21 protein-coding genes are annotated in these 25,202 nt (G+C 38.1%); 12 read left to right on the top strand and 9 right to left on the bottom strand.

Features of this window, described 5'->3' with window-relative positions; all coding sequences use genetic code 11:
• Positions 1-335: 335 nt before the first annotated feature.
• Together ACRD7B_RS20810 and ACRD7B_RS20805 are read left to right on the top strand one after the other, a co-directional pair.
• Complete coding sequence (locus ACRD7B_RS20810) at positions 336-1,460, top strand: sensor histidine kinase (protein WP_430826593.1); 1,125 nt, start codon at positions 336-338, stop codon at positions 1,458-1,460.
• Positions 1,461-1,751: 291 nt separating this feature from the next.
• Positions 1,752-2,480 carry a LytR/AlgR family response regulator transcription factor gene (locus ACRD7B_RS20805; RefSeq protein ID WP_430826592.1) on the top strand — a complete coding sequence of 243 codons (729 nt, stop codon included), beginning with the start codon at positions 1,752-1,754 and terminating at the stop codon, positions 2,478-2,480.
• Positions 2,481-2,492: 12 nt separating this feature from the next.
• Here ACRD7B_RS20805 and ACRD7B_RS20800 read toward each other — a convergent pair whose 3' ends face one another.
• Together ACRD7B_RS20800 and dinB are read right to left on the bottom strand one after the other, a co-directional pair.
• Entirely contained in the window at positions 2,493-5,447 is a 2,955-nt protein-coding gene (locus ACRD7B_RS20800; protein WP_430826591.1) for a DNA polymerase III subunit alpha, read from the bottom strand.
• Positions 5,448-5,618: 171 nt separating this feature from the next.
• The gene (gene dinB, locus ACRD7B_RS20795) at positions 5,619-6,833 is read right to left on the bottom strand and encodes a DNA polymerase IV (protein WP_430826590.1); all 1,215 of its coding nucleotides are present in this window, start codon (positions 6,831-6,833) and stop codon (positions 5,619-5,621) included.
• A 152-nt stretch (positions 6,834-6,985) separates the two neighbouring features.
• Here dinB and ACRD7B_RS20790 point away from each other — a divergent pair, with 152 nt between their 5' ends.
• From ACRD7B_RS20790 to ACRD7B_RS20745, 10 genes are all read left to right on the top strand, one after another.
• Complete coding sequence (locus ACRD7B_RS20790) at positions 6,986-7,711, top strand: XRE family transcriptional regulator (protein ID WP_430826589.1); 726 nt, start codon at positions 6,986-6,988, stop codon at positions 7,709-7,711.
• A 21-nt stretch (positions 7,712-7,732) separates the two neighbouring features.
• Positions 7,733-8,464 (top strand): hypothetical protein, encoded by a 732-nt coding sequence (locus tag ACRD7B_RS20785; protein WP_430826588.1) that lies wholly within the window; start codon positions 7,733-7,735, stop codon positions 8,462-8,464.
• 13 nt (positions 8,465-8,477) lie between these two features.
• Complete coding sequence (locus ACRD7B_RS20780; protein ID WP_430826587.1) at positions 8,478-8,831, top strand: endonuclease domain-containing protein; 354 nt, start codon at positions 8,478-8,480, stop codon at positions 8,829-8,831.
• A 223-nt stretch (positions 8,832-9,054) separates the two neighbouring features.
• On the top strand, positions 9,055-9,807 hold the full coding sequence (locus tag ACRD7B_RS20775) for a Bax inhibitor-1/YccA family protein (RefSeq protein WP_430826586.1): 753 nt from the start codon (positions 9,055-9,057) through the stop codon (positions 9,805-9,807).
• A gap of 3 nt (positions 9,808-9,810) precedes the next feature.
• Positions 9,811-10,557, top strand: a complete 747-nt coding sequence (gene bla / locus ACRD7B_RS20770) for a subclass B1 metallo-beta-lactamase (protein WP_430826585.1) — start codon at positions 9,811-9,813, stop codon at positions 10,555-10,557.
• Positions 10,554-11,099, top strand: coding sequence for a GNAT family N-acetyltransferase (locus ACRD7B_RS20765; protein WP_430826584.1), 546 nt, complete (start codon positions 10,554-10,556; stop codon positions 11,097-11,099). Before bla ends, ACRD7B_RS20765 begins: the two co-directional genes overlap by 4 nt.
• Positions 11,100-11,126: 27 nt before the next feature.
• Positions 11,127-11,984 (top strand): GNAT family N-acetyltransferase, encoded by an 858-nt coding sequence (locus ACRD7B_RS20760; RefSeq protein WP_430826583.1) that lies wholly within the window; start codon positions 11,127-11,129, stop codon positions 11,982-11,984.
• 149 nt (positions 11,985-12,133) lie between these two features.
• A complete protein-coding gene (locus ACRD7B_RS20755) occupies positions 12,134-12,796 on the top strand; it encodes a hypothetical protein (protein WP_430826582.1) in 663 nt (220 codons plus the stop codon).
• Between the two features lie 17 nt (positions 12,797-12,813).
• Positions 12,814-13,581, top strand: coding sequence for a TIGR00266 family protein (locus ACRD7B_RS20750; protein WP_430826581.1), 768 nt, complete (start codon positions 12,814-12,816; stop codon positions 13,579-13,581).
• Between the two features lie 100 nt (positions 13,582-13,681).
• Entirely contained in the window at positions 13,682-15,916 is a 2,235-nt protein-coding gene (locus ACRD7B_RS20745) for a U32 family peptidase (protein ID WP_430826580.1), read from the top strand.
• 49 nt (positions 15,917-15,965) lie between these two features.
• On the opposite strand, the gene ACRD7B_RS20740 is transcribed toward ACRD7B_RS20745, so the two are convergent.
• The 7 genes from ACRD7B_RS20740 to ACRD7B_RS20710 form a co-directional block, all read right to left on the bottom strand.
• Entirely contained in the window at positions 15,966-16,748 is a 783-nt protein-coding gene (locus ACRD7B_RS20740) for a LytR/AlgR family response regulator transcription factor (RefSeq protein WP_430826579.1), read from the bottom strand.
• Between the two features lie 6 nt (positions 16,749-16,754).
• Positions 16,755-17,780, bottom strand: a complete 1,026-nt coding sequence (locus tag ACRD7B_RS20735; protein WP_430826578.1) for a sensor histidine kinase — start codon at positions 17,778-17,780, stop codon at positions 16,755-16,757.
• 92 nt (positions 17,781-17,872) lie between these two features.
• Positions 17,873-19,228 (bottom strand): TolC family protein, encoded by a 1,356-nt coding sequence (locus ACRD7B_RS20730; protein WP_430826577.1) that lies wholly within the window; start codon positions 19,226-19,228, stop codon positions 17,873-17,875.
• 67 nt (positions 19,229-19,295) lie between these two features.
• On the bottom strand, positions 19,296-22,355 hold the full coding sequence (locus ACRD7B_RS20725; protein ID WP_430826576.1) for an efflux RND transporter permease subunit: 3,060 nt from the start codon (positions 22,353-22,355) through the stop codon (positions 19,296-19,298).
• 94 nt (positions 22,356-22,449) lie between these two features.
• Positions 22,450-23,487, bottom strand: a complete 1,038-nt coding sequence (locus ACRD7B_RS20720; protein WP_430826575.1) for an efflux RND transporter periplasmic adaptor subunit — start codon at positions 23,485-23,487, stop codon at positions 22,450-22,452.
• 243 nt (positions 23,488-23,730) lie between these two features.
• A complete protein-coding gene (locus ACRD7B_RS20715) occupies positions 23,731-24,666 on the bottom strand; it encodes a phospholipase A (RefSeq protein WP_430826574.1) in 936 nt (311 codons plus the stop codon).
• Position 24,667: 1 nt separating this feature from the next.
• Positions 24,668-24,943 carry a hypothetical protein gene (locus ACRD7B_RS20710; protein ID WP_430826573.1) on the bottom strand — a complete coding sequence of 92 codons (276 nt, stop codon included), beginning with the start codon at positions 24,941-24,943 and terminating at the stop codon, positions 24,668-24,670.
• Between the last annotated feature and the right edge of the window lie 259 nt (positions 24,944-25,202).

Genomic DNA, 25,202 nt, shown 5'->3' with positions numbered 1-25,202 from the left:
TGATTTGATTGTCGAGATAGTTCACCTCAACTCTTCTGGTTTTCAGAAATTAATCTAAAATTTAAGAATAATATTAGAATTGCTAATCTAATAGCTTGTCGAAGGGGTATCGAGATGAAACACTTACAGAAGTGGTATTCAAAATGAAATCACTTCGACTTCGCTCAGTGAACAGTCTCAAATGATGATTTCGAACACCCTATTTTTTTTAGCTTTACTCTCATGGAGATGAAAGGAAACTGAAAAAACATAGCATGTTCAAAGGAATAAATGATAAGAATCGTCTATTAATACAGGATAGCCAAAGACTAGTTAGCAGCAACATTAAATAAAGAATGAAACGAAACAGGCTTATTAACATTATGGTGCACATCTTGCTATGGATCGGTTTCGGTTCATTGGCATTTTATGTACCTGCCGTTTTTATGGAAACAAAAGATGCTTTGATGCTTTCTTTGGGCTCAATTCTTATTAGCATCTTTGTATTTTACAGCAATGCCTACCTTCTAATGCCGCGCTATTTTGTAAAAGGAGGCTACCTTAAGTATGGCATAGGTGTCATCATTCTCATTACTTGTTCTGTTCTCTTTCATCACTACGCAGGCCAATTAGTACGCGATAAATATTGGGAAGAATTGCCACCAAAAGAACGATTCTCACATAAACCTGTTATAAAAGACAGCATTCAATTTCACAGAAAGAAAGAACTCAATGAATTTCCACCTCCTATATTTGGAAAGCCAAATCCCGACTTCAGACGGGTCCACATGCGAAGCGGTGCCATATCAGCTATTTTAATTCTATTTATAAGCACCTTATTTGGTGTCTATTTCGAATCAAGAGGCCGAAAACAGCTTGAGTTAAAACTGGTTAATCAAAACCTCATCTCCGAGATGAAGTTTCTAAAATCACAAATGAATCCGCATTTTCTATTCAATGCACTAAATAATATTTATTCCTTATCGATGTTGCATTCGGTAAAAACACCTGACATGGTTTTAAAACTATCGGCCATGTTAAGGTATGTACTTTACGAGTCGGAGGATGTAAAAGTCAAACTCGGTAAAGAAGTGGATTACATTAAAAACTTCATCGAATTTCAACGCATCAAAATTGAAGGCATACCAAAGCTACACATTGATATTGATAGAGCCGACAGAATGACCATGATAGAACCCATGTTGCTCATTCCATTTATCGAGAACAGTTTCAAACACAGTAAAATTGAAGATACCGATAAGGGCTGGATATCAATAAGCTTAACCTCATGTGAGAAAACAATTGATTTTGAAATAAAAAACAGTATTCCTGATCAAAAAGCCGCAACAAGTAAAGATGGAGGTATTGGAATCGAAAATGTGAAGCGCCGTTTAAAATACCTATATCCCAATAAGCATATTATTGGTATCTTTCGCCAACCAAAAGAGTACCATGTTAAGCTTCAGATTTTTTTATCATAAACTCAAGTTCACCCCTTTAATCCTAGTCTGTATATAACTGTGGAAATTAAATATGTGTCTGTATGAAACGAGCCATGAGAATCCCGATAATTATCGGGACTCTCACTCAGAAGAATCGTGAGATCGACGAAGTCAATGACTAATCCAGATAGTCATCGGGAGGCGAGTTCCATCTGACCTTAAACAACAAAAATATAATCAGATGAAACGAGCCATGATAGAAAGTTCTCACACACGAAGATGACCAAATTGGCGAGTTCCATATGACAATTGAAAGCAAATTTTAGACATATGAAAGTAAGGTGTATAATTATCGACGATGAATTTCCAGCCCGGGAATTATTGCAGGATTTTATTAGTAAATTCTCACATCTCGAATTACTAGGCAGTTTTAAATCACCACTCGAAGCATTACCCTTATTGCAATACAACCAGGTTGATCTCATGTTTCTAGACATACAGATGCCCGATATAACAGGTATCGATTTCTTAAAAACCCTCACTAAAAAACCTTTAGTTGTTTTCACAACAGCCTATATGGAGTATGCCATTGAAGGTTATGAATTAGACGTTCTTGACTACTTAGTTAAACCCTTTTCTTTTGAGCGCTTTATGCATACCATCAATAAAGTGGCTGATCGCCTTCCATCCCGCAACGAAACCAACGCTCCTCAAGCAATTACAGATACACAAGCAGACTCAAAAGATTACATTATGGTAAAAGCCGACCATAAAATCTATCGACTTAAATTCAAAGACATCCTCTATATTGAAGGTTTACGAGAATACGTTACGTTTTATTGCAACAATGAAAAACTAGTATCCCTCGATTCATTGCGTAATCTAGAGCAAACGCTGGAGCAGCATGGCTTTATCCGTGTGCATAAATCATACATCGTAAATATCGAGAAGATTGCTGCATTCTATGGCAACCAATTAAAACTTGACACTGTAAGCAAGTACATACCAATAGGCAAATCGTACAAGGAAGCGGTAAACAAGCAATTGGTTAACTCGTAAACGTTAGTCAAACTACCTCTTCAACCGCGTATTCTCTTCCAAGGTCTGGTTATGTAGGCGATACATCTTACTTACTTCAATGCTTATGAAACCATATTCGCTAACTACGGTGCCAAAAATATGGTAACACCCGGGTCCACGATAAGGATATTGACGCGCCGACTCAGCAAAATGCACCGTATCTACCCAAAAACCCTGAACATCGAGCCAGGTGCCAAAGAACATAGTCTGCCCATTGGCTGTGCGCGTGGGTTTACGCGTTACCATGTAAGCCACTATCGATACATACTTATTGATTAAAAGTGGCAAATCGCAAGCTCGCAGTGTCGATGGCAAATCATCAGCCAATAACTTAAAGGGACTCATAAGCGGAAAGCCTAATAGTTCAATTTCGTCAAAAGCACTTTCCAGATGATGACTCCATAACTCGGGCAATTCAAACTCTTTTACTTCGGGCAAAAACAAGGTTTTCTCCGGTTTGGTCTTTTTTGAATGTCCCAACAGATGATGCGCATCCCACAGTAACTCCTTTTTGCCCTTGCCTGTAAAACGAAAAGCTCCTACACGAATCAATATCAATAATTGCTCCAGCGATACACCTACCCGCAACACAAAATCGGCCATATCGTTAAAGTAACCACCATCGTTGCGCTCGGCCAGAAAAGCTCTGGGGGTTGCCTTCTCCAGATTATGCAACATACCAAAACCCAGATAAATACAATTGCCTGTAATGCGACACAACCAATCACTCTGATTCACGCAAGGTGCTTCTACCTCGGCCCCATTCATGCGTGCCTCGTGCAAATACAGCTCTTGCCGATAAAAACCACCGCCATTATTCAAAGTTGCCACCATGTACTCCAAAGGGTAATGCGCCTTCAAATAAAGCGCCTGATAACTTTCGATGGCGTAACTGGCCGAGTGGCCTTTAGCAAATGCATAATTGGCAAAACTCTCAATCTGCATCCAAATATCTTTCACCGTTTGCTCCGCATAACCCTTTTCTTTGCAATTGCTATAAAACTTATCACGTACCTTCCAAAACTCGTTCCGTTGCCTGAATTTCCACGACATACCACGCCGAAGAATATCGGCCTCATCCAAACTCAAACCTGCAAAATAATGCGCCACCTTAATCACATCCTCCTGATACACCATTACCCCATAGGTCTCGTCCAGTATCTCATACAATTCTGGCAAATCACGCTTGGCCTTCTCCCTCCGCTTCTCATCCTGAAAACGGAGAATATACTCGCGCATCATGCCACTCTTAGCCACACCAGGGCGAATAATGGAACTGGCCGCCACCAAACGCAAATAATCATCGGCCTTTAACTTAGTCAGCAACATACGCATGGCCGGCGATTCCACATAAAAACAGCCAATGGCCTTCCCTACCTTCAGATGTTCTTTTATCAGCTCATCTTCTTTAAACTTTTGAATATTATGAATATCGATATCCACATTCTTATTCTCTTTAATCAAATCCAGCGAATCCTTTATTTTACTCAAGCCCCGCTGACTCAGGATATCAAACTTATGCAAACCCACATCTTCTGCCACATACATATCAAACTGAAGCGATGGAAAGCCCTTGGGCAATAGCTCCGTTGAGGCATAATACGAAAGAGGTTCCTCAGAAATGATGATACCACTGGAATGGATGCTACAATGACTGGGAAAACCATCGATGTACTGACTGTACTTAATCACCCACTTGCCATATTGCCCATAATTTTCGGGCGATGGATTTTTCTGAAGACTCACAATCTCCTCGTCGGGCAGGCCAAACACCTTACCTATCTCGCGAAAAGCCGACTTATGGTTGAAGGTGATGTAGGTTCCCAAAAGTGCCACATGATCGTAGCCATAGCGTTCAAAAATATAACGTGTCACATCATCACGATCTGTCCAAGAAAAGTCTATGTCGAAATCGGGTGGCGAAGTACGGTAAGGGTTGATGAAACGTTCGAAATACAGATTCAGGTCAATGGGATCGACATTGGTTAAGCGTAACAAGTAGGCCACCAAACTATTGGCTCCACTGCCCCGCCCCACGTAGTAATAACCTTTACTTCGGGCATATTTCACAATGTCGTTAGTCACCAAAAAATAGGCACAAAAGCCCAACTCACGAATGGTCTTCAACTCCTTATTCATGCGTTCGATAACCTCGGGCGGCTTTTCGGGGAAACGGTATTTTAATCCCTCCTCGCACTCCGCCTTCAAGTAGGCAAAATCCTTTTCGTAAGAGCCCAGAAAATAGCGTTTATTCTTGTTGACACCCAACTTGAAATCAATGGAACAATCGGCTAATAGGTTCTCTGTATTGCGCATCACCACCGGATAATCGGAAAACAAAGTACGTAGCTCGTCCTTTGGCAAAAGCGTATCACTTAAACCTGCCTGCTCACTCTCTGGCAACTTGCTCAATAAAGTATTTAAATCAATAGCTCGAAGCAGGCGGTGCACATTAAAATCGTGCTTGTGCCTGAAGGTAACTCTATGCTGAATCACCAATTTGTGCTGTTGATTTTTCCAATGCGAAAAAGGCAGGTTCTTCAACTGTTCAGGACTAACACCTATGAACTCATTCTCCCGCAAAGGACGATCTTCATTGGAAAAGGGATAAATCACATAGACATTGTCAAAAGCAGGCGCTACAGCATCGAAAGGCGCACCCGAATGCCGGTGTGGTGTGAGGTATTCATTCAGCTCGCGAAAGCCCTCATTGTTACGAGCAATACCCACAAATTGCTGCTCTACCCCATTGCGAAAATCAATCCCTACCACTGGCTTAATATTAAACTCCGCCGCTCGACGAACAAAATCGATGCAAGCCGAAGTGCTATTAATGTCGGTTACAGCCAAGGTTTGGTATGCATCCTCTGTAGCAGCTTTCAACAGATCTTCAACCGAAAGTGTTCCGTATTTGAAACTATAATATGTATGACAGTTTATCAGCATAGAAAACTAGATAATAGACTTTTAGACTACTAGATATTAAACCAGTAGACAATAGATTGTTAGATAGGTAGAGGTTAATCTTAGTATAAAGTAACAAGATGGCTATCAGCTTAGTAATTCATTGATCATTATTAGCTCATTTTCAAATTGCTTAATTGACACATTGGCTAATTAAAGTCGTCGATGCGCTGGAATGACAGGAGCCTGACCATTAAAAGGATTCATGTGCCCGATGGTTGTTGAGCCCATGCCAATGGCACGTTTCACAGCTTGCTGGCCATAGCGATCGCGCACCTTATCCATGGCCTGATACAATTTAATGAGCTTAAACGAATCTTCGAAGAGCCGGATTTGGTAACTACCTCCTATGAGGTGACTAAAGCGAACACCAATAAGCCGTACCAGCACCCTTCGGTCATATACCTTATCAAACAAACCTTTCACCACATCTATTAAAGTATGATCAAGCGAAGTGTAAGAGATACGTTTCTGTTTGGTGTGCGTCTGAAAATCGCTGTAACGCACCTTCACCGACACACAAGCCGTTAGCTTATTACCATTACGCAACTGAAAAGCCAAGTTCTCAGCCATTGATAAAATAATAGTTCGCAATTTATACACATCGGTAGTATCCTTCTCAAAGGTTCGCTCCATGGAGATGGATTTACGCTCGTGATAAGCCACCACAGGTGTATTATCAATTCCCTGCGCCTTCTTCCAGATTACCACCCCGTTTTTACCCAAGACCCGCTCCATCAATTCCACTGGCATTTCCTGCACCGTTCGCACCCGCTCGATCCCCATCTGACGTAAGAGCCTGTAAGTTTGATTACCCACCATTGGTATCTTCTTTACCGACAAAGGTGCCAAAAAAGGCTTCTCATAACCCTTCACAATCTGAATGTGGTTGTTAGGTTTGGCTTCGCTGGTGCCCACCTTCGAAACTGTTTTATTAGTAGACAGACCAAATGAGATGGGCAAGCTGGTTTCATGAATAATCTTCTCACGCAGCTCTTTAGCCCACAAGTAAGTCGTTTGTACATAACGATCCATCCCACTCACATCCACATAAAATTCATCTATCGACGACTTTTCAAACAGTGGTGAACGCTCGCGAATAATATCCGTTACCGCATCCGAAAACTTACTGTACACACCACTGTTACCACGAATAACCGTAGCATGCGGGCACAGTTGCCGCGCCATCTTCATAGGCATAGCCGAGTGAATACCATATTGCCTTGCCTCGTAACTGCACGCCGCCACCACTCCCCTGTCGGAAGTTCCACCAATCAGCACCGGACGATCATTTAATTTACTATCCATCAAGCGCTCACACGATACAAAAAAAGTATCTAAATCCATGTGCAATATTGTTTTTTGCATTTTGTCGATTATTTCGTCATTTTCCCGACTATAAATTAGACATTATTATTATCTTTATGAAATATTAAGAAGGAAGTTTTGTAGGCTTTGAATAGAAAAGGCTGATAACTAAGGATAAAAAAAGCTAGTAGCTTTTATAAAAAAACAAGACTATGTTTTTTGCTGAAAATATTAAATTCCTCCGTACCCGACGCAAACAATCGCAAGCCGACCTTTCGAAAGATTTGGGACTTACACGCACCACACTTGCTGGCTACGAAAAAAACGTGCAACCACCTTTTAAAACATTGGTAAAATTTGCCGATTACTTTAAACTATCCATCGATGCACTTATTCGCTATAAACTACAAGAGCTCTCCGATTTTCAACTCTCGCAAATAGAGGGTGGATTCGACATAGATGTAACGGGACAAAAGCTACGCTTGCTCACCGTATCGGTTGATAAGGATGGCGATGAGAACATTGAAATGGTACCTGTTAAAGCGCAAGCTGGTTATACCTCCGATTATGGCGACCTAGGTTTTATCGCGTCGCTGCCCAAGTTCTCTCTACCTTTCCTACCTAAGGAAAAGACCTACCGCACTTTTCAAATCAAAGGCGACTCAATGCTACCCATACCCGAAGGTGCCTGGGTAACGGGAGCTTTTGTGCAAAACTGGAAAAACATTAAAGATGGCACACCTTGCATCATCGTTACCAAAGACGATGGCATTGTATTTAAAGTGGTGTATAATCAGATTAAAAAAGATAGAACACTCCTATTGGTATCGACCAACCGCCAGTACAAACCCTACGAGATTGATGTCAATAAAATTATTGAAATATGGCAATTTGCTACCTACAATGGTTTTGAGGTGGAGTCAGGTGTGAAGTTTTAAATATACATTAGCTGCATATTTATGAGATCGATACAGCATATAACAATTATCTTGATTTTGTTTACCATAAAAGTAAACGGACAAGATACGATTACAACAAAAAGCTTTAATCAGATTCTTTTAGAAGACGTAAAAGAAACTGATTTGGAACGTGAGATTATTTCCGATTCAAATCAATATGAATTACGATTATGGATTTGTAATTTCTTCTTTCCTGACAAGCTCATTCTGATAACAAAAGATTTTAACAACAATTGGGATTATAGACTTGGGTATTATAAATACGTCGATACTCTAAGAACTTTTGTATTTCAGGATTCAATAAAAACAGTAATTGACTGGAAGCAATTCGAGATTAAACTTGATAGTTTTCAAATTGCCAATATTCCGAATCAAGACGAGATAAATTTGAAATTAACAAAAGACGATAAGAGATATAAAGTCAAAAATGAGGATTTTTTCTCATCAATAATGGATGGAGCTGCATATACGATTGAGACTTATAATAATGTTACACACAAATCGGTTTACTATAACAATCCCCATTCGTATCTTGAAAATTTAATAGAAATAGGATTGCCAATTAAGGAACATCAGGATTTTATTAAGTTCGTTGATTATTTAACAGAAAATTTTGATTTCTTGAGATTGCAAAGAATTCAAATGAAAGAAATATTTGATACCAAGGATAAAAAGAAACGAAAGAAGAATAAAGACAAACCATTACCACCCCAACCCCCTAAAGGGGCTTAAAAAAGTGCAGTTCATGAGCATAAGCGATCAGGTGAACATGTTTTACAATGCCAAACCAGCAATATTTGAGAAGGCAAAGTTCTTGCGACTAAATATGACTCCCTGCGAAACAAATCTTTGGGATAGGCTAAAAGGGAAACAAGTATTAGGTTTAAAATTTAGAGCACAACATCCAATTGACATTTTCATTGCTGATTTCTATTGTCATCCAATAAAGCTTATCATAGAAGTTGACGGAGGCATTCATTTGAATATGGAACAAAAAGAATATGACATAGGACGGGAAGCAGAGCTCAGGCATTGGGGAATAGATGTGATCAGATTCACAAATGACGAGGTTGAGCACAATATTGATAAGGTCATTTAAGAAATCACAAAAGTGTGTGAAATTAAATTAGGCGAAAACCAAAGTCCCCTTTAGGGGATTTAGGGGCATTAAAAAAAAACAGTCCTAGCCCAAACTTAACTCACTCCACCCCAAACCCTAAAGGGGCTTAAAAAGAGTTTCACTTGGTCATATGCACATAAATAAGCATCTTTACTAGCACTAATAATAAGCAAAAATAAACTCAATAAAATAAACCTTAACAATGGCATTATACAAATCGAGTAATCCAGCATTAAACAGCAAAATATTTAAATCAGCGAGCATCACAGACAATACTGCTGATGTGATGACCATTAACGGAACCGTTAACAAAACAGCCCTGTTGGCTCTATTGGCTTTTGCAGCAGCCGTTTTCACATGGGACATATTTATGGTCAATCAAGATATAGCTAGTGTTCAACCTTATATCTTTGGTGGTTTTATACTTGGGTTTATCACTGCTATCATCATTATCTTTAAGAAGACTTTAGCCCCTTACTTAGCTCCGCTTTATTGTCTTTTTGAAGGATTAGCACTTGGTGGCATATCGGCTATGATGGAGATGAGCTATCCTGGGATAGTACTTCAGGCCATTGTTCTAACCTTTGGAATATTGTTTGGTTTGTTAATCATCTATCGATTAGGAATTATCAAAGCAACCGAGAATTTCAAATTAATGGTAACATCGGCCACAGCCGGAATCGCATTTCTTTACCTCGTTTCATTCATTGGTGGCTTCTTTGGTTTCAACCTCCCATTTCTACATGATAATTCTCCATTAAGCATTGGGATATCTCTTGTTATTGTTGCCATTGCTGCTCTTAATCTGGTAATGGATTTCGATTTTATTGAAGAAGGAGCTGCGGCAAAAGCCCCAAAATACATGGAATGGTATGGCGCCTTTGGATTAATGGTTACTCTTATTTGGCTTTATCTTGAAATACTAAGATTACTTTCGAAATTAAGAAGCCGATAAGCCATGCTCAAACTAACCCTTATCCTACCCCTACTATTACTAGCTTTAAATGTAATTGGGCAAAGCAATAATAAAATTGTAATTGATGATGATATTCAACTAATTCATCTGCAAGATTCAATATTTGTACATATAACTTGGCGCGAAAGCGACACCTTTGGTCGCTTTCCTTCCAATGGTTTGTTGGTAGTAAAAGATGGCAATGCTCTATTGGTAGATACACCAATGGACATTGATAAAACAGAGCGACTCTGCAAGTACATTCGTGATCATTTTAAAGCCGAACCAAGTCATTTAATTATAGGACACTATCACGATGATTGTTTAGGTGGTCTCCCCTACCTGGAGAAACATGGCATAAAATCCATTGCGCATATATTAACAAAAGCAAAGTGTCGAGAATTAAACCTTGCTGAACCGAACACAACATTCAGCGACTCTTTAAATTTTGATTTCAACGGGGTACCAATCGTTTGTCGTTTTTTTGGTGCTGGTCATTCGTTCGACAACATCACCGTTTGGCTTCCTACTCAGCAAGTTTTATTTGGCGGATGCCTGGTTAAATCCTATCACTCGACTAACTTAGGTAATCTATCCGATGCCGTCACCAACGAATGGGAAAACACGATCATAAACATCATCAAAACCTACCCTGTAATTAAAACAGTCGTTCCAGGGCACGGTAATTTTGGCGGATCGGAATTACTTTATCGAACGGTTGAACTTGTTCAACAATACGAGCAGCAATGAAAAAGCAAACAATACAGCAAAGCTGTTATTTTACGACTAAACGATTGTCAGTCGAAGGCTGGGCAAAACACAAGAGCTCAGAAACTGTTTTTGCCCAATCAGTCATTGACATTCTTTCTCCCAAAGTGACCCAATCACTTCCTGATGGTTGGCAAAATATTGATTCAATTTCCAAAGCATTACAATGGTTAAAAGACAGAGATGCTGACAGTCATTTTTTAAGTGTTACACTTTCAGGTAGTGGTAATATAATAGGCTACATTTTCATTTATGAGACTGAGTTAGCTACCAAACCATATGAATTACGTTTTGGCTATTTATTGGCTGAACCTTTCTGGGGACAGGGCTTGGGTACCGAATTAATACACGGCTTATTACTTTGGTGTGAAGCAATTGGTGACATCAAATCCATTTCGGGAGGTGTTGAAAAACATAACATCGGATCAATCAAAGTTTTGGAGAAGACAGGTTTCACACTATCAGAAGAAAAGGGGCCATCCGATCAAGTGGTATTTTACCAATATGAATTTAAACAATTATAAAGAACATTTTTTCTTAAGCTAATACAAATGAGCTACCCAATAAAATCACTAACTAACATCCCCCTCGACACCATATTCAGAGCCTTTGGTGAGGCCTTTAAGGATTACGAGATACAACTGGATAAAGAAGGGTTTCGTACCATGATACAAAGACGAGGTTTCAGGCCCGAATTATCGTTTGCTGCTTTCGATGACGAAAACATAATCGCCTTCACTCTTAACGGCATAGGAAATTTCAATGGAAAGAAAACAGCCTATGATACAGGTACAGGAACCATTAAAGAATATCGCGGTCAAGGATTAGCCACTAAAATATTTGAATACTCCCTACCTATTTTAAAAGAAGAGGGTATCGAACAATATCTACTTGAAGTATTGCAGCGTAATACCAAAGCGGTATCTGTATATCAGAAACTCGGTTTCAAAACAACACGTTCCTTTAATTACTTTGTTCAGGATATGGATAAAATGGTGTTGAAAACCAAGTCCCTTGACGCCAATTATCAAGTTCATACAATTACATTATCAGACATTATTGCTTCGCAAACATTCTTTGATTTTATCCCCTCATGGCAAAATAGCTTTGAAGCAATAAATCGTAAGACGAGTGACTTTATTATTCTGGGAGCCTTTTGCGAAAAACAACTAATAGGCTATGCCATCCTGGAGCCAACATCTGGCGACCTCACACAAATTGTTATTCATCCTGAACACCGCAGAAAAGGAATTGCATCTTATCTTTTAGGCGAAGCATTAAAGAAAAGCAAACACTCTGATATTAAAATCATTAACACAGAAGAAAATTGTAATTCCATAAATGATTTTTTAGTTGCTAATGCAATTCCGCTTGCTGGCAAACAATATGAAATGATTCGAACTCTTTAGCTTAATAAATAATCGCAAAAAAATACCTTATCTTAGTTAATCCAATTGTAACAAAATATTATGAAACGAACCATGAGAATTGATTCTCAAACAGGAAGATGTTCTGATTTGGCGAGTTCCATGTGGCAATATAAATAAAATAAAAACTCATGAAATACACTTTTCTTCTGACCGCAACACTGTTTATCGCACTTCAATTAACTGCTCAGGAAAAAGCTGTCACAGAATCTGGCAAAACAGTCATTCTCTTTGATAATGGTACTTGGCAATACGAAGAAGCATTAAAACAAGCTGTTTCTAAATTGGAAGACACAACTGCACCGCTTTCTGCTGCAGCAGTTAGTACTCTAGCAATTGACAATACTGTAGATAAAAAATCGGAGCGCAGTGAATTATTTTACGAGGTAAGCCCCAAAATGGCCAAGTACTTTGGTGATGAAAAAGGAAAGAACAGATGCTTTGTTACTTGCTTCAATAATAAGGGAGATGTTTCCATTAAGTTTGAAATAAACATCCCTGTTGGCGATGGCAATCGCTATTTTGGTTTATCTCTGAAAGAAAGAGTTATAACTTTAGAACTTACCAATGGAAACTCTTTACCTCTAAGCATTACAGAATCGGTTGAAGAAAAATTCCTAGATAAATACAATCAAAGCTTTTTCATCGGAGCCGCTAAACTAAGTAAAGAAGAAGTTGCTCAGTTATTAGCCTCACCAATTGAAGAAGTGCACATTGATTGGAAGAAAAACCCTGAGACATATGATACTCAGCGAACAAAAATAATACAAGAAGCTATCAAAGAAGTAATTTAACACTTAATTCTACAAGCATGCAATCACACGAAATTGATTACGAAATAAAAGGTCATGATGTTCAATTTGTAGAAGTAGAACTCGACCCAAGAGAAACAGTTATTGCTGAGGCTGGCGCTATGTTATACATGGAAGAAGGCATTCAATTTGAAGCAAAAATGGGTGATGGATCTGATCCTGCTCAAGGATTCTTCGGCAAATTAGTTTCGGGCGCGTCGCGTGTTATCACAGGCGAATCCTTATTTCTAACACACTTTACTCATACAGGTCATGGCAAAAAACGGGTTGCGTTCTCAGCTCCTTACCCAGGTACCATTGTTCCTGTAAATCTAAATCAGCTTGGCGGAAGAGTTATTGTTCAAAGAGATGCATTCCTATGCGCTGCCATGGGCACCAGGCTATCCATGCATTTCAATAAAAAATTTGGAGCTGGCTTTTTCGGTGGAGAAGGTTTTATTCTTCAAAAACTAGAAGGTGATGGCATGGCCTTTATTCATGCAGGAGGAACGATGGTTGAACGTGAATTAAATAACGAAACTCTAAGAATAGATACTGGTTGTGTGGTTGGATTTACCGATGGCATTGACTTTAGTGTTGAAAAAGCGGGTGGCTTAAAATCCATGGTATTTGGTGGCGAAGGTTTGTTTTTAGCGACCCTACGTGGAACCGGTAAAGTGTGGATACAATCGATGCCAATTAGTAAATTAATTCGAGCTATTGCTCCTTATGGCAAAAACTCAGGTAAGGAAGACAGCGGTGGCCTATTAAATAATCTGTTTGAATAAATAATTAAAGAGGCTTTCGATGATGAAAGCCTCTTTTTATATCTGCTCGATTATTTTATACCTCTTTTAAAAACCTACATTTGCATCAAAATAAAAAAGAATGAAAAGGGCAGTTGAACTTTTAGCACCGGGTGGAGATGTAGATGCAATAAAGGCAGCAATTTTAGCAGGTGCTGATGCTATTTATTGTGGACTGGATAAGTTCAATGCTCGTAATCGTGCAACAAACCTAAGCTTTGATAAGTTATATGGCATCCTAAAATTAGCTCACAAAAATAATTGTCAGATTTTTATTACACTCAATGTACTGCTAACTGACAGCGAATTACCTGCACTCTTTAAGCTCCTTAACAAGTTAGTAAATACAAGCATTGATGGAATCATCATCCAGGATCTTGGCCTTTTTTATATCCTTAACAAATACTTTCCATCACTACCAATCCATGCCTCTACGCAGCTAACAACGCACAACCAAGGGCAAATCGATTTTTTACATCAGCTCAAGGCCACTCGGGTTAATTTATCCAGAGAATTAAACATCACAGAAATTGAATCACTAACAGCTCATAGTCATAAAAACAATATGCTGACTGAGGTGTTCATTCATGGTTCGAATTGTATATCATTTTCGGGACAATGTTATATGAGCTCAGTACAAAGTGGCAACTCTGGTAACCGCGGTCGATGCAGTCAACCATGTCGTGATAAGTACAGCAGCGACAATAGCCAAATTGAGTACCCCATTAATTTAAAAGATAATTCGGCATTTACAGATGTGGATGAATTAATGCATGCAGGAGTTGATTCCTTAAAAATAGAAGGTCGGATAAAAAAGTACGACTATGTGTATTCGGTTGTTAAGGTGTGGAAGCAGCAACTTGATCAATACAGAAACGGTGATACTCTAAGCAAGGACAAAAGTGAATTGTACAAAAGCTTTAATCGTGATCTGAGCAATGGATTCCTAAAAAACAAAATTAGTAAAGACTTGTTTATTGATAATCCTCGAGATCATACCATCAAGAGATTATCGCTTCTTCATAAAAAAGAAAAGCCCGCTATAATTGATCAATACCAACGTGATTTATTAGACGAAAAAGAAGCCAAGTCCAAAGAAGTTAAAGAACAAATAGATACGCATAGCATCGACAAAAGTCCTTTTGATATAAAGCTAAGTGGCGTATGTGGCGAACAATTAAAAATAGAGATTATAAGTGGTGATAAATCATTCACTTTGCAATCAGAAATTACTCTTAGCGACCAAGGTCAGGCAGAATTAAGCAAAGAATTAATTACGGATAAATTTCGTTCGCTTAACGATTCGGCTTATCAACTTGGTGATATTGATTTAAGCAATTTAACCGATGTAGTCTATCTCCCATTTAAAGAACTCAACAGAATTAAAAAGGAGATATTATACTATTTGAATGATTCAAGGAAAAATATAGCAGCAGTACAAACGCCGAAACTGGCAAGATCATACCGTTCGCAGAAAGCTCATCTATTATCCGTATTAATCTCAACACCTGAAGAAATTGAGCTGTGTGGCGATATTGAAACTATCTACTATCAGCTACCAAATGCCATTCATCATCAGAAAACTAAACTCATTCAACTTTTTACAAAACACACCAAACTAATTCCTTGGTTTCCTACAATTTTAATTGGTGAAGATTTTGATGCTGCAATCGATTTTATAAAAAGCATTAAACCTGAAGAAATAATTTCGAACAACCTAGGCATTGGATACGAAGCATACAAACAAGGCGTAAATTGGATTGCCGGGCCACATTTAAACATCGTAAATTCATTTAGCTTGTTATGTTTGAAAGAAGAGTTTAATTGCTCAGGAGCATTTATTTCAAATGAGATAAGCCAAGCTCAGATTCAAGGTATCAAAAAGCCAAATGATTTCGATCTTCATTATAGCATTTATCACCCCATTGTATTAATGACAAGTCGACTTTGTTTGAACCATCAAATTAATAAATGTCAAAAGAAAGTAATGGATGAGAATTGTCTCCCACATTGTGCAACATCTTCTGAAATATCAAATTCAAAGAATGAAAGCTCATATATTACTAAATCAAAAGGCAATTATCATGAAATGTATCATGAAACACATTATTTAAACACACAGGTAATTCACGATTATTCGAATCTATTTTCCGAGTTCATGATTGACTTAAGAGATGTAAAAACGAAGACCCATATAGACGCACATAATCAGGAACTGATAAGGGTATTTAAGAATTATATCGAAGGAACTTCAAAAGATGAGCTTGAAAATGTGATACAAGCGACCACTTGCAAGCAATATCTGAAAGGTATCTAAATATTAAAGTCCGGGCTACGGACTTCTATCTTCGGACTTTGGACTCTAACTACTGATTCATCCAATCCTTAAACTGTCCTGCTTTACCACGACTGATCATTATTTTGTCGTTAAGTTTATTAACTAACTTAAGCACTAGCTTACCACTAAAGTAGGTTTCGAAATGATCAACAGCATCCACATGAATAATGGTTTGTCTATTGGCTCTGAAAAATATTTGTGGATCTAACTCCTCATCTAGCTTATCGAGTGGCTGATTAATAATGTGCTGTTTACCGTCAAAAGTTACAGCAAAAGTCACACGAGCCTCGAAATAGAAATAAGCGATATCCTCAATTCGTAATTTAAAGAATGAATCTCGTTTTGAAATCAAAAAGCGCTTTCGATAACCTCCATCAAAAGACATAATTGAGCGTGCAATTTGCTGGTAATCGACTTTGGTTGAGCTTGCTGTTTCTCTTTCCATTAGTTCAAGCGCACGATCAAATTTCTCAATGGCTCGTTTTAAATCAGCTTCTTTAATTGGCTTCAATAAATAATCAATGCTATTCAGTTCAAAAGCCTTTAATGCATACTCGTTATACGCTGTTGTAAAGATTATAGGGCTTTCTACCTTCACTTGCTCAAATATGGAGAAACAATTACCATCAGCCAATTCAATATCAAGGAATATCAAAAAAGGTTCTTCATTGTTGCTTAACCATTCCACTGTTTCAGCTATGCTTTGTAACATGGCATGCACTTCCCATTCAGGGCGTAATTGTAGCACCATATCTTTAAGCATTTGACCTGAATGCATTTCATCCTCAACAATAATCACTTTTCGTATCATATCGAACTAAATTAAAGGTAATACAACAACAAATTCCTTATCCGTTTGCCTAATCTCCATCTTCGTGTTAGTCAAGAAAGCAATACGTTTCTTAAGGTTGTCCAACCCAGTATTAGTGGAATAAGTTGATTCCTTCGGATTAAGATTATTCCTCACTATTATACAATTATCACTAGTGCTTATTTCAACTTTTAGAGGACTAGCTATTGTAGCTACATTGTGCTTTATTGCATTCTCAACCAAAAACTGTAAACTTAGAACGGGCAGTTCTTTCGTAAACAAAGATTCATCCACATTTATATTCATCTGCAAGCCATCACCCAAACGTTCTTTGTGCAAGGCCAAATACGAATCGATAAATGCTAGCTCATCTTTAAGCTTAACAGATACGCTATCCTTACTTTTTAGTACGTACCGGTAAACATCCGAAAAATTCTCAGCAAAACTAACTGCTGCATTCTGATCTTGACGAATAATAGCGATAAGTGTACTTAGGTTATTAAATAAAAAATGCGGATTAATTTGGTCTTGCAAAGCGCGATAATCCTGCTTTAACTTATCTTGCTTTAAGCGTTCATTCTCAATACGAAAATGGCCTAAACTTTGATGATAATTATAGGCAATCAACATGACTACATATATACTTACAAATAAAATAGCAAAAATAAGACTGATATCATACATCTGCTTTGAAAGTGGCATATCTCTTTCAAGTAAAGACTTTAATGGGTGAGCGATTTGTACAGTAATAAAAAACCAAAAAGCGGCAAACAATATTAAAAACAGAAAACGTTTGGGAGAGTCTGAGTGCCAAGGATATTTTCTTCCTAACAATTTATTAAACGCAAATATTCCTTCAGATATGAAAATAAATATGCATGTGGAGAAAAATAGACCACCCAGCAAAAAAGGTCTCCCTTTAAATAAGGTAAATGTAATTATTGTGTGAAAAACCAATGACATCACTATTTCAAACAATAAACGTGTTCGATAATTCAAAAACACAATAGGATGGTGATGATTTCTGACCATGTTAATCAATTTAGAAGTATAAAGGTAGCGACTTCATTTATTATTAAGTCGCTACCTGAACAAAAACTACCTTCACTAAGGCAATAATTAGGTTAATTAATAGCCAATTGACCTATACCTTTGTAATAAGTTGTTTTTGCAATTTCATAATTAGCAAGTGCTTCCAACAATCCGGCCTGTGCTTTCTGCCAACTTGCTTGAGCATTTAATAAGTCGGTTGTTGTATTCAAGCCTGCCTCATAACTCAGCTTTACTTCTTCCAAGTTTTCTTCAGCTTCTAACTTACCCTTTTTCGCTAAAAAGATTGACTCATAGGCCTCGCTTAATTGCAACATGTATTGTTGTACTTCCATTTGTACAAACTCACGTGTTTCATCCAACTTCAACTGCGATTGCTGCACTTGATAACGAGCTGCATCCATCTTGTGTTTTTTCTCCCCCCAGTGAACGATTGGAATGGATAGTTGAGCCGAAGCAGTTGTCATAAATTGATCTGTAATCAGGTTTGGCACATGCGTATAACCATAGCTCACTTGTGCTCCCAAACTAGGGCGATACTCGGCTGAAACCGATTTCTTCCTGTAGTCATTAATCTCAACTTGCTTACCCAAAATATGCAATTCACTTCTACTATCCATTGCTTTGTTTAATGCATCAGCTAGTGAAAGCATCTCAGGGTTCTCGTTCAAATCGTCATCTACTTCAACAGCAGAATTCAAGGGCAAACCTATCGTTTGACAAAGGTTCATCTGAACCAATTGGTAGGCATTAGCTGCTCGCATTAAATTAAGTTCTGCCTCGTTTTTTTGAACCGACACTTTCAATTGTTCACTCTTCGGCACCAAACCGATATCATACATAACCTTTAATTGGCTTTCAAGTGAATCAAGCATGGTTACATATTTATTGGCCACCTTCAAATTCTCTTTCAAAGCTACCAACTGCCAATAAACCTTATCGGTATTGAGCACCACTTGCTCTGTCTCTAACTGATAAGCCTCTTCGGCAATTTCAACTCCCTTATCTGCCATTTTGTTGGCATAACGGATACGACCACCTGCATAAATTGGAATCTGCATATCTAATTGAGCCTGATATAACTGAAGACGTTCTGTTTCAATATTAACACCCGGAAAATACACGTCACTCATGCCTGTAATATTTCCACTATTATCTGCCGTTGGCAAATGAAAACCTGGAATCTCTACATTATCCAGCTGCGGCAGAAACATGGCTGTACCGCTAGCATCAATCATTGGCAGATAAGCTGTTCGAGCTTGTTTTTGATTAGCACCGGCTTCCATTCGTTGTAAATCAGCAACCTTTAATGTCTTATTATATTCCAAGGCCATTTCTCGTGCCTTAGCAATCGTGATTGATTCTTGTGCGAAAACAGAGTTTACAACGAGTAAAAGACCTAAGCCTAAAATATATGATAAACGTTTCATAGTTTATTGTTTTATAGTGAAATGGGTCAACAATAGTATTAGCTATCAACCCAAATCATTTATGCGATTATTTTTCTATTTCTTTTTCTTCGCCATGTAAAGCCTTTGTATTGACTTTATAAAACATGGCATAAAGCACCGGAACAATGATTAAGGTAATAACGGTTCCAACCAATAAACCAAACATAATGGCCACTGCCATACTCGCAAACATTCTATCCCACAACAGTGGCAACATACCAAGTATAGTAGTTAATGAAGCCATCATTACAGGGCGTACTCTCGAAATGGTAGCATCAATGATGGCATTCATTCTATCCTTACCTCCATCAATTTGCAAGTTTATTTCATCAAGCAATACAACAGCATTTTTGATCATCATTCCCATCAAGCCAAGCGAACCCACCATTGCAAAGAAGGTAAAGTAGGTTCCCGTTAGTAAAAAACCCATGATAACACCAATAAAGGCCAAGGGCACCAACATGAAGATGATAATGGGTTGTTTGAAATTATTAAACAAGCCGATAATGATGATGATCATTAATAGTACGGCCAATGGGAAATTCTGCATTAAACCTTCATTCGCTTGTCTACTGCTTTTTACTTCACCTAACCATTCCAGTTCATAACCATCAGGCAATGGTATGGCCTCTATTTTATCTTTCAGGAAAGGATATAATTCACCACCAGAATAACCAGGCATTGGGTCACACTGTGCTTTGATGGCACGTTGACCATCATATCGCATTATCCGACTATTCGACCACTTTACCTCAACCGAATCAACCAATTGCGCCAAAGGAATGCTTGATGGTAATCCCGCCCAAACAGGAATTGAATTAACCTGATCAATATCTTTTTCAAGCGACTGATTCAATTTAAGCATAACTGGCAGCTGATATTCGCCATCGTAAAACACACCAACTGGCGTACCACTCGATGCAATGGCTAAAGCTCTTGCCACATCAACACGGTTTACCATGAGTTCGCGTGCCTTAACCTTTGAATAAACTGGGCTCAGCACTTTCTCTTCATTTTTCCAGTTATCAGTAACAAAGCGAGCCATTGGCTCATCATTCATTATTGCTTTTGCCTGAGCAGCCAATTCTTTTAATACGCGGTCATCCTTACCCGTAAATTTGGCTTCAATCTTAAACTCACCACCCACAGCAATGTATTCTCTGGCGCGAGAATCAGATTGAGGATAATGCTGATCCACATAATCTTGTAAGCCATTTATGGTTTCGGCTAATCTTTCTTTATCGTTGACACAAATAATTAGCTCACCATAATTCTGACTTAGACCATTCATTGGACGCAGCAGGGTATAACGTGCTGGCGTACTTCCTAAACCAGTAACAATGTAATTAATGTTATCCCACGTTGATAACTCGTTTTGTATTTCGTCCAAGTCTTCCTCAACCTGAGCTAAATCCGATCCCTCTGGCAAACGATACTCAAGAATAAACTGATCGTAATTGGCAGCCGGGAAGAAATTCTGTTTGATAAAACCGAAACACATGAATGATCCCACCATAACAACTACCGTAAGAATGGTAAATAAAGATTTATGCCATAGTGAGAAACGTATTACTTTTTCAAATCCTTTATAAAAACGACCGCCATATGGGTTCGTCTCCTCTTCCTTTTCAGTATTCTGACGGTAAAAGTATTGTGCCATAAAAGGTGTTTGCACCATGGCCAAGAACCAGCTCACAAATAAGGAAATGGCCAATACAAAAAACAGCGACTTCAAAAACTCACCAGCCATTGTACTATTAAAACCAAGTGGCATAAAAGCCAATATGGCAACAACTGTTGCGGCTAATAATGGTAAGGCCGATTTTTTAGCGGTATTCACAAAAGCCTTACTTCGCGACATACCCTTCTTTAGATCAATGAGGATACCATCTGCTACAACAATGGCATTATCAACCAACATACCCATAGCAATGATAATGGCAGCCAGAGATACACGGTGCAACTCTATATCCATTCCGCTCATCACAATAAAGGTACCCAGAATGGTAAACACCAAACCACTGGCAATTAAAAGTCCGGCTTTCATTCCCATAAAAACAAGAAGAACCGCGATAACAATCAATACCGACATCAATAAATTCACCATAAAATCACTTATGGCTTCATCCACTTTTTCGTGCTGATAGAAGATAGGGTGACAATCGATACCAACTGGCAAATCACTTTGCAACTCAATTAAACGTTTCTCAATATTTTCGCCCAGTTCAATAACATTGCCACCTTTTTCCATTGAGATGGCCAAACTTATTGCTTCGCGACCATTGAACTTCAACTTCTGCATCACAGGCTCATAAAAGCCACGTTCCACTCGTGCAATTTCACCCAGGCGATATCGACCGCCATTGGGCAAACGAACTTCAAAATTTCGTATCTCATCCAGATCCTGAAACTTATTTCCAATATCGATTCGAATGCGCTCGCTTCCTGATTTAAAAGAACCTGGATTAACTGTTGTTCCCTGGTCATTGAACAATTGAAAGATCATCATCGGATTAATTCCCAGTGATGCAAAATATTCATTATCGAAGCTAATGTTGATCACTTCATTCTGCTTACCAAATACGTCAATTCGCTTAACACCATCAATCAATAATACTTCTTGTTTGATGAAGTCAACATAATCCTGAAACTCAGAATAGCTGTATCCATCGTTACTAACAGCCAAGAATATTCCTGACACATCACCAAAATCATCATTTATGATTGGATCCATTGCTCCCTGAGGCAAATCACCTTTAACATCGTTTATCTTACGGCGCAAGTGATCCCATAACTGGGGCAATTCTTGTGTTGTAACGTGTGTTTGTATATTGATGGTTATCTCCGACATTCCGGCGATAGAACGTGACTCCACGTAATCAACGTTTTCCAAACGCTGAATAGCTTTCTCAAGTACATCAGTCACTTCCTTTTCAACTTCCTCGGCCGAAGCTCCAAGGTATGGTGTGATAACAACAGCTGCCTTAACCGGTATCTCAGGATCTTCCAATTTACCCATTCCGTTGAAAGAGTAAACTCCTCCAAATATCAGGGCAATAAAGAAAAAAGTTAAGAAAGCTTTTTGATTTAATATCTTTTCTAACATTACTTATATATTAATGGCAAAGGTGCATATCAACACAGGACGCCCTTCGTTAAAGAGTACCTATTCGCACAAATGATGATTTAGAATATTTACTTTATAAAACGCGTACTTGCTGCTTTTCGGTAAGGCTATTTACACCAGCAGTTACTACTTGTTCGTTACCTGACAAACCACTTTCAACACCCAACATACCACTATTTGCAAAAACCTTAACCTTAACTTGTTGTTTACTAACGTTGGATTTTTCTGTGTCATAAATCCAAACATAGGCCGCATTATCTCGATAAAAGACAGCTTCCACAGGAACCATGGCATAGCTTTGATTAACCTTCGGCATCTGAACTTTTACTTTAACTGACATACCAGGCTTCAATGAAGTATTGTTCGCATTATCAATTAATAGGCGCACATCAAACATATCATTTCCATTCGACTTTTCATTAACGGATAACAATTTCGCTTCTACTTCAGAAATGCCCGCATTGGAAACATCACAGGTAATGGTTTCGAAGTTCTTAACCAAGGCCACCTGGCTTTCGGATAAGCTAAAATGTACCTCAAGCTGACTCACATCAAGCAACGAGATAATTGGCAAACCTGGGCCTACATTTTCAAATTTATGGATATGACGTTTATAAACATATCCAGAAAAAGGAGCCTTAAGTTCCGTATCCGCCAAGGCATTTTGTGCAGCTTCGTAGCCACTTTTTGCCGACAAATATCCAGCCTCTAACTTCTCAAGTGTATTAGCAGGCAATTTCTTCTGCGAATAAAGTTCTTTGTATCTCTTATATTCACCATCAATTTGCTTATACTGTGCTTTTGCTGATTGTAATTGAATATTATAATCGCGCTTATCTATTTGCGCTATCACTTGCCCTTCCTTCACATAATCTCCTTCATCCACAAGTAGCTCAAGAATCTGTCCACCTACACGGAAAGCAACATTCACATCGCTTTTCTCCTTTAGTTCCCCATTAAATTCAACTTGCTTATTGCCGTTTGCATTTTCTAATTGCACCACTTTCACAAATCGGTTTGGCTTAGCTATTTCTGTTGTTGAATTACCACAGCTAGTTACAATAGTCACTAAGCTTACTATGGTCAACATGTTCAACAATTGTTTTTTCATCACTGAATTGGTTTTTTTATTTCATTAATCGATTGTAAAAATAGAAGACATGCGTATTTATATTGTTGGCAATTGTAGGAAGTGGAAAAATTGACGTTTGAAACGACATTATTAAAGTTTAAAAAAAATGATAATTCCAGCAGAGTAAGTATTCTTAAAAAAAGACAAGCTCCATTCGGGGTAGAATGAAGCTTATCAGGGATATGCTACTTGCTTTTTGGGGAACAGGTAGCAAGGGATATTTTAATAAAAGTTGCGCATAGATGGTTTAATACAAATGCCTACACGCACCATTGATGTATACTGATTGTAATCAATTAAACTTTCACCGTAGCCATTATACCATTGCAAAAACAAGTACTGATTAGCTTTATTACTTGGCCGGTAATTAAGTTCAATCGTTGTATTTATAGATTTAAACTTCTCGGTTGGATTAATTATTGCGGATGCCCAAAAACGATCGTTACTACCTCGGTAATTTAAGGCTAGCAAACCATGCCCACGGTATTTTAATAAATCCTTGTTTTCATCTCCTAACCAACCAGCCCATAACTTACCCTGCACCGAAATATTAGCATTATAAAAATAGACACCAGATACCACGAAATAATTCCAACTGCGCGAGCTTATTGAATCTAAACCATTCGACTCGTGCTCGAAAGCAATAACTCCTACTCCACGTAATTGATTGTTGCGCAATATTGGTCGCACCAATGTTAAACCAGGATTGTAATTATTCTCTGCGAAAGGAGATGAATCTTTATAAATATCCCAAAATGATTTCTGAGAATAAGTTAAAAGAAGCGTTGAATTAAAGGGTAGTATGGACTTTGTCAAGCGCTGACTTATACTGATCTGAAATTTCGCATCAGCCGTATTATCATTCACAACTTTGTTAGTTGGCATACCAGTAATAAAATAGTTATCATGAAACATACCGAAGCTCGGTAAGGCATCAAAATATTCGAATAGCTCTTCCTCAGTTATATTTAAATAATCAGCTTTTCGCACATCACTTTTCTCGTTTCCTTTTTTAATATCCCACAAGCTCTTTAATTCAGCAGGCTGAGTAGCTGCAGGACTACTAACAAGAAAAATAAATACGAATACCAATAATTTATAAACTACAAATACGGGATGAATGAACTTGGATTTCATGCTCTTTTCTAATAATTTCATATCAAGAACGAATTAATTCAAGTTGACTAATACGTTCCTTAATGAAAGGACTTACAGAATGGTATTGAACAACACAATGGCCACCAATAAAATTAGCTACAACAAAAAGAAAATCTGTCTGCCGAAGTTGAAATAAGACAGAACTTGATACTTCGGAGCCTTTCAAAACGATTGCGTTCTCGTCTTTATAATGAAAACTTAAATGCTCAATATTTTCCAGATCAAGAAGATTTTCAAAAACCTGTCTGTCGCTGATTTGATAATATTCAATTGACATATTTAAACTACTTGGGAATTAGGCCTGCGAAAGTAGTAAGTCAATTCCATCTATAAATGACGAATGACATGAAACGGTAATTTTCGTGAATGAAGTGCTTAATTACGGTGTCAACAAAAATTGAGGGTGTCCAAAAAGTATTTTTGTGAACAAGCAAACTTACCGTTTGTTATTTTACTTTCGTTTTACCCCTCCAAACCTCCCCTAAAGTGGAGGCTTAAGTCCCCTTCAGGGGATTTAGGGGTAGTAAAAAAGGATA

Source organism: Carboxylicivirga fragile (genome assembly GCF_050589805.1).
GTDB lineage: Bacteria > Bacteroidota > Bacteroidia > Bacteroidales > Marinilabiliaceae > Carboxylicivirga > Carboxylicivirga fragile.
The sequence above is the reverse complement of the archived record's forward strand: the minus strand, read 5'-3'. Positions and strand labels throughout refer to the sequence as shown.

Bases quoted from the DNA above. Each gene is read 5' to 3' on its own strand.
- ACRD7B_RS20710 (WP_430826573.1), bottom strand. From the start codon at position 24,943: ATGTCAATTGAATATTATCAAATCAGCGACAGACAGGTTTTTGAAAAT.
- ACRD7B_RS20745 (WP_430826580.1), top strand. From the start codon at position 13,682: ATGAAAAGGGCAGTTGAACTTTTAGCACCGGGTGGAGATGTAGATGCA.
- ACRD7B_RS20775 (WP_430826586.1), top strand. From the start codon at position 9,055: ATGGCATTATACAAATCGAGTAATCCAGCATTAAACAGCAAAATATTT.
- ACRD7B_RS20780 (WP_430826587.1), top strand. From the start codon at position 8,478: ATGAGCATAAGCGATCAGGTGAACATGTTTTACAATGCCAAACCAGCA.
- ACRD7B_RS20740 (WP_430826579.1), bottom strand. From the start codon at position 16,748: ATGATACGAAAAGTGATTATTGTTGAGGATGAAATGCATTCAGGTCAA.
- ACRD7B_RS20750 (WP_430826581.1), top strand. From the start codon at position 12,814: ATGCAATCACACGAAATTGATTACGAAATAAAAGGTCATGATGTTCAA.
- ACRD7B_RS20765 (WP_430826584.1), top strand. From the start codon at position 10,554: ATGAAAAAGCAAACAATACAGCAAAGCTGTTATTTTACGACTAAACGA.
- ACRD7B_RS20715 (WP_430826574.1), bottom strand. From the start codon at position 24,666: ATGAAATTATTAGAAAAGAGCATGAAATCCAAGTTCATTCATCCCGTA.
- ACRD7B_RS20755 (WP_430826582.1), top strand. From the start codon at position 12,134: ATGAAATACACTTTTCTTCTGACCGCAACACTGTTTATCGCACTTCAA.
- ACRD7B_RS20735 (WP_430826578.1), bottom strand. From the start codon at position 17,780: ATGGTCAGAAATCATCACCATCCTATTGTGTTTTTGAATTATCGAACA.
- dinB (WP_430826590.1), bottom strand. From the start codon at position 6,833: ATGCAAAAAACAATATTGCACATGGATTTAGATACTTTTTTTGTATCG.
- ACRD7B_RS20790 (WP_430826589.1), top strand. From the start codon at position 6,986: ATGTTTTTTGCTGAAAATATTAAATTCCTCCGTACCCGACGCAAACAA.
- ACRD7B_RS20730 (WP_430826577.1), bottom strand. From the start codon at position 19,228: ATGAAACGTTTATCATATATTTTAGGCTTAGGTCTTTTACTCGTTGTA.
- ACRD7B_RS20800 (WP_430826591.1), bottom strand. From the start codon at position 5,447: ATGCTGATAAACTGTCATACATATTATAGTTTCAAATACGGAACACTT.
- ACRD7B_RS20810 (WP_430826593.1), top strand. From the start codon at position 336: ATGAAACGAAACAGGCTTATTAACATTATGGTGCACATCTTGCTATGG.
- ACRD7B_RS20720 (WP_430826575.1), bottom strand. From the start codon at position 23,487: ATGAAAAAACAATTGTTGAACATGTTGACCATAGTAAGCTTAGTGACT.
- ACRD7B_RS20785 (WP_430826588.1), top strand. From the start codon at position 7,733: ATGAGATCGATACAGCATATAACAATTATCTTGATTTTGTTTACCATA.
- ACRD7B_RS20805 (WP_430826592.1), top strand. From the start codon at position 1,752: ATGAAAGTAAGGTGTATAATTATCGACGATGAATTTCCAGCCCGGGAA.
- ACRD7B_RS20760 (WP_430826583.1), top strand. From the start codon at position 11,127: ATGAGCTACCCAATAAAATCACTAACTAACATCCCCCTCGACACCATA.
- ACRD7B_RS20725 (WP_430826576.1), bottom strand. From the start codon at position 22,355: ATGTTAGAAAAGATATTAAATCAAAAAGCTTTCTTAACTTTTTTCTTT.
- bla (WP_430826585.1), top strand. From the start codon at position 9,811: ATGCTCAAACTAACCCTTATCCTACCCCTACTATTACTAGCTTTAAAT.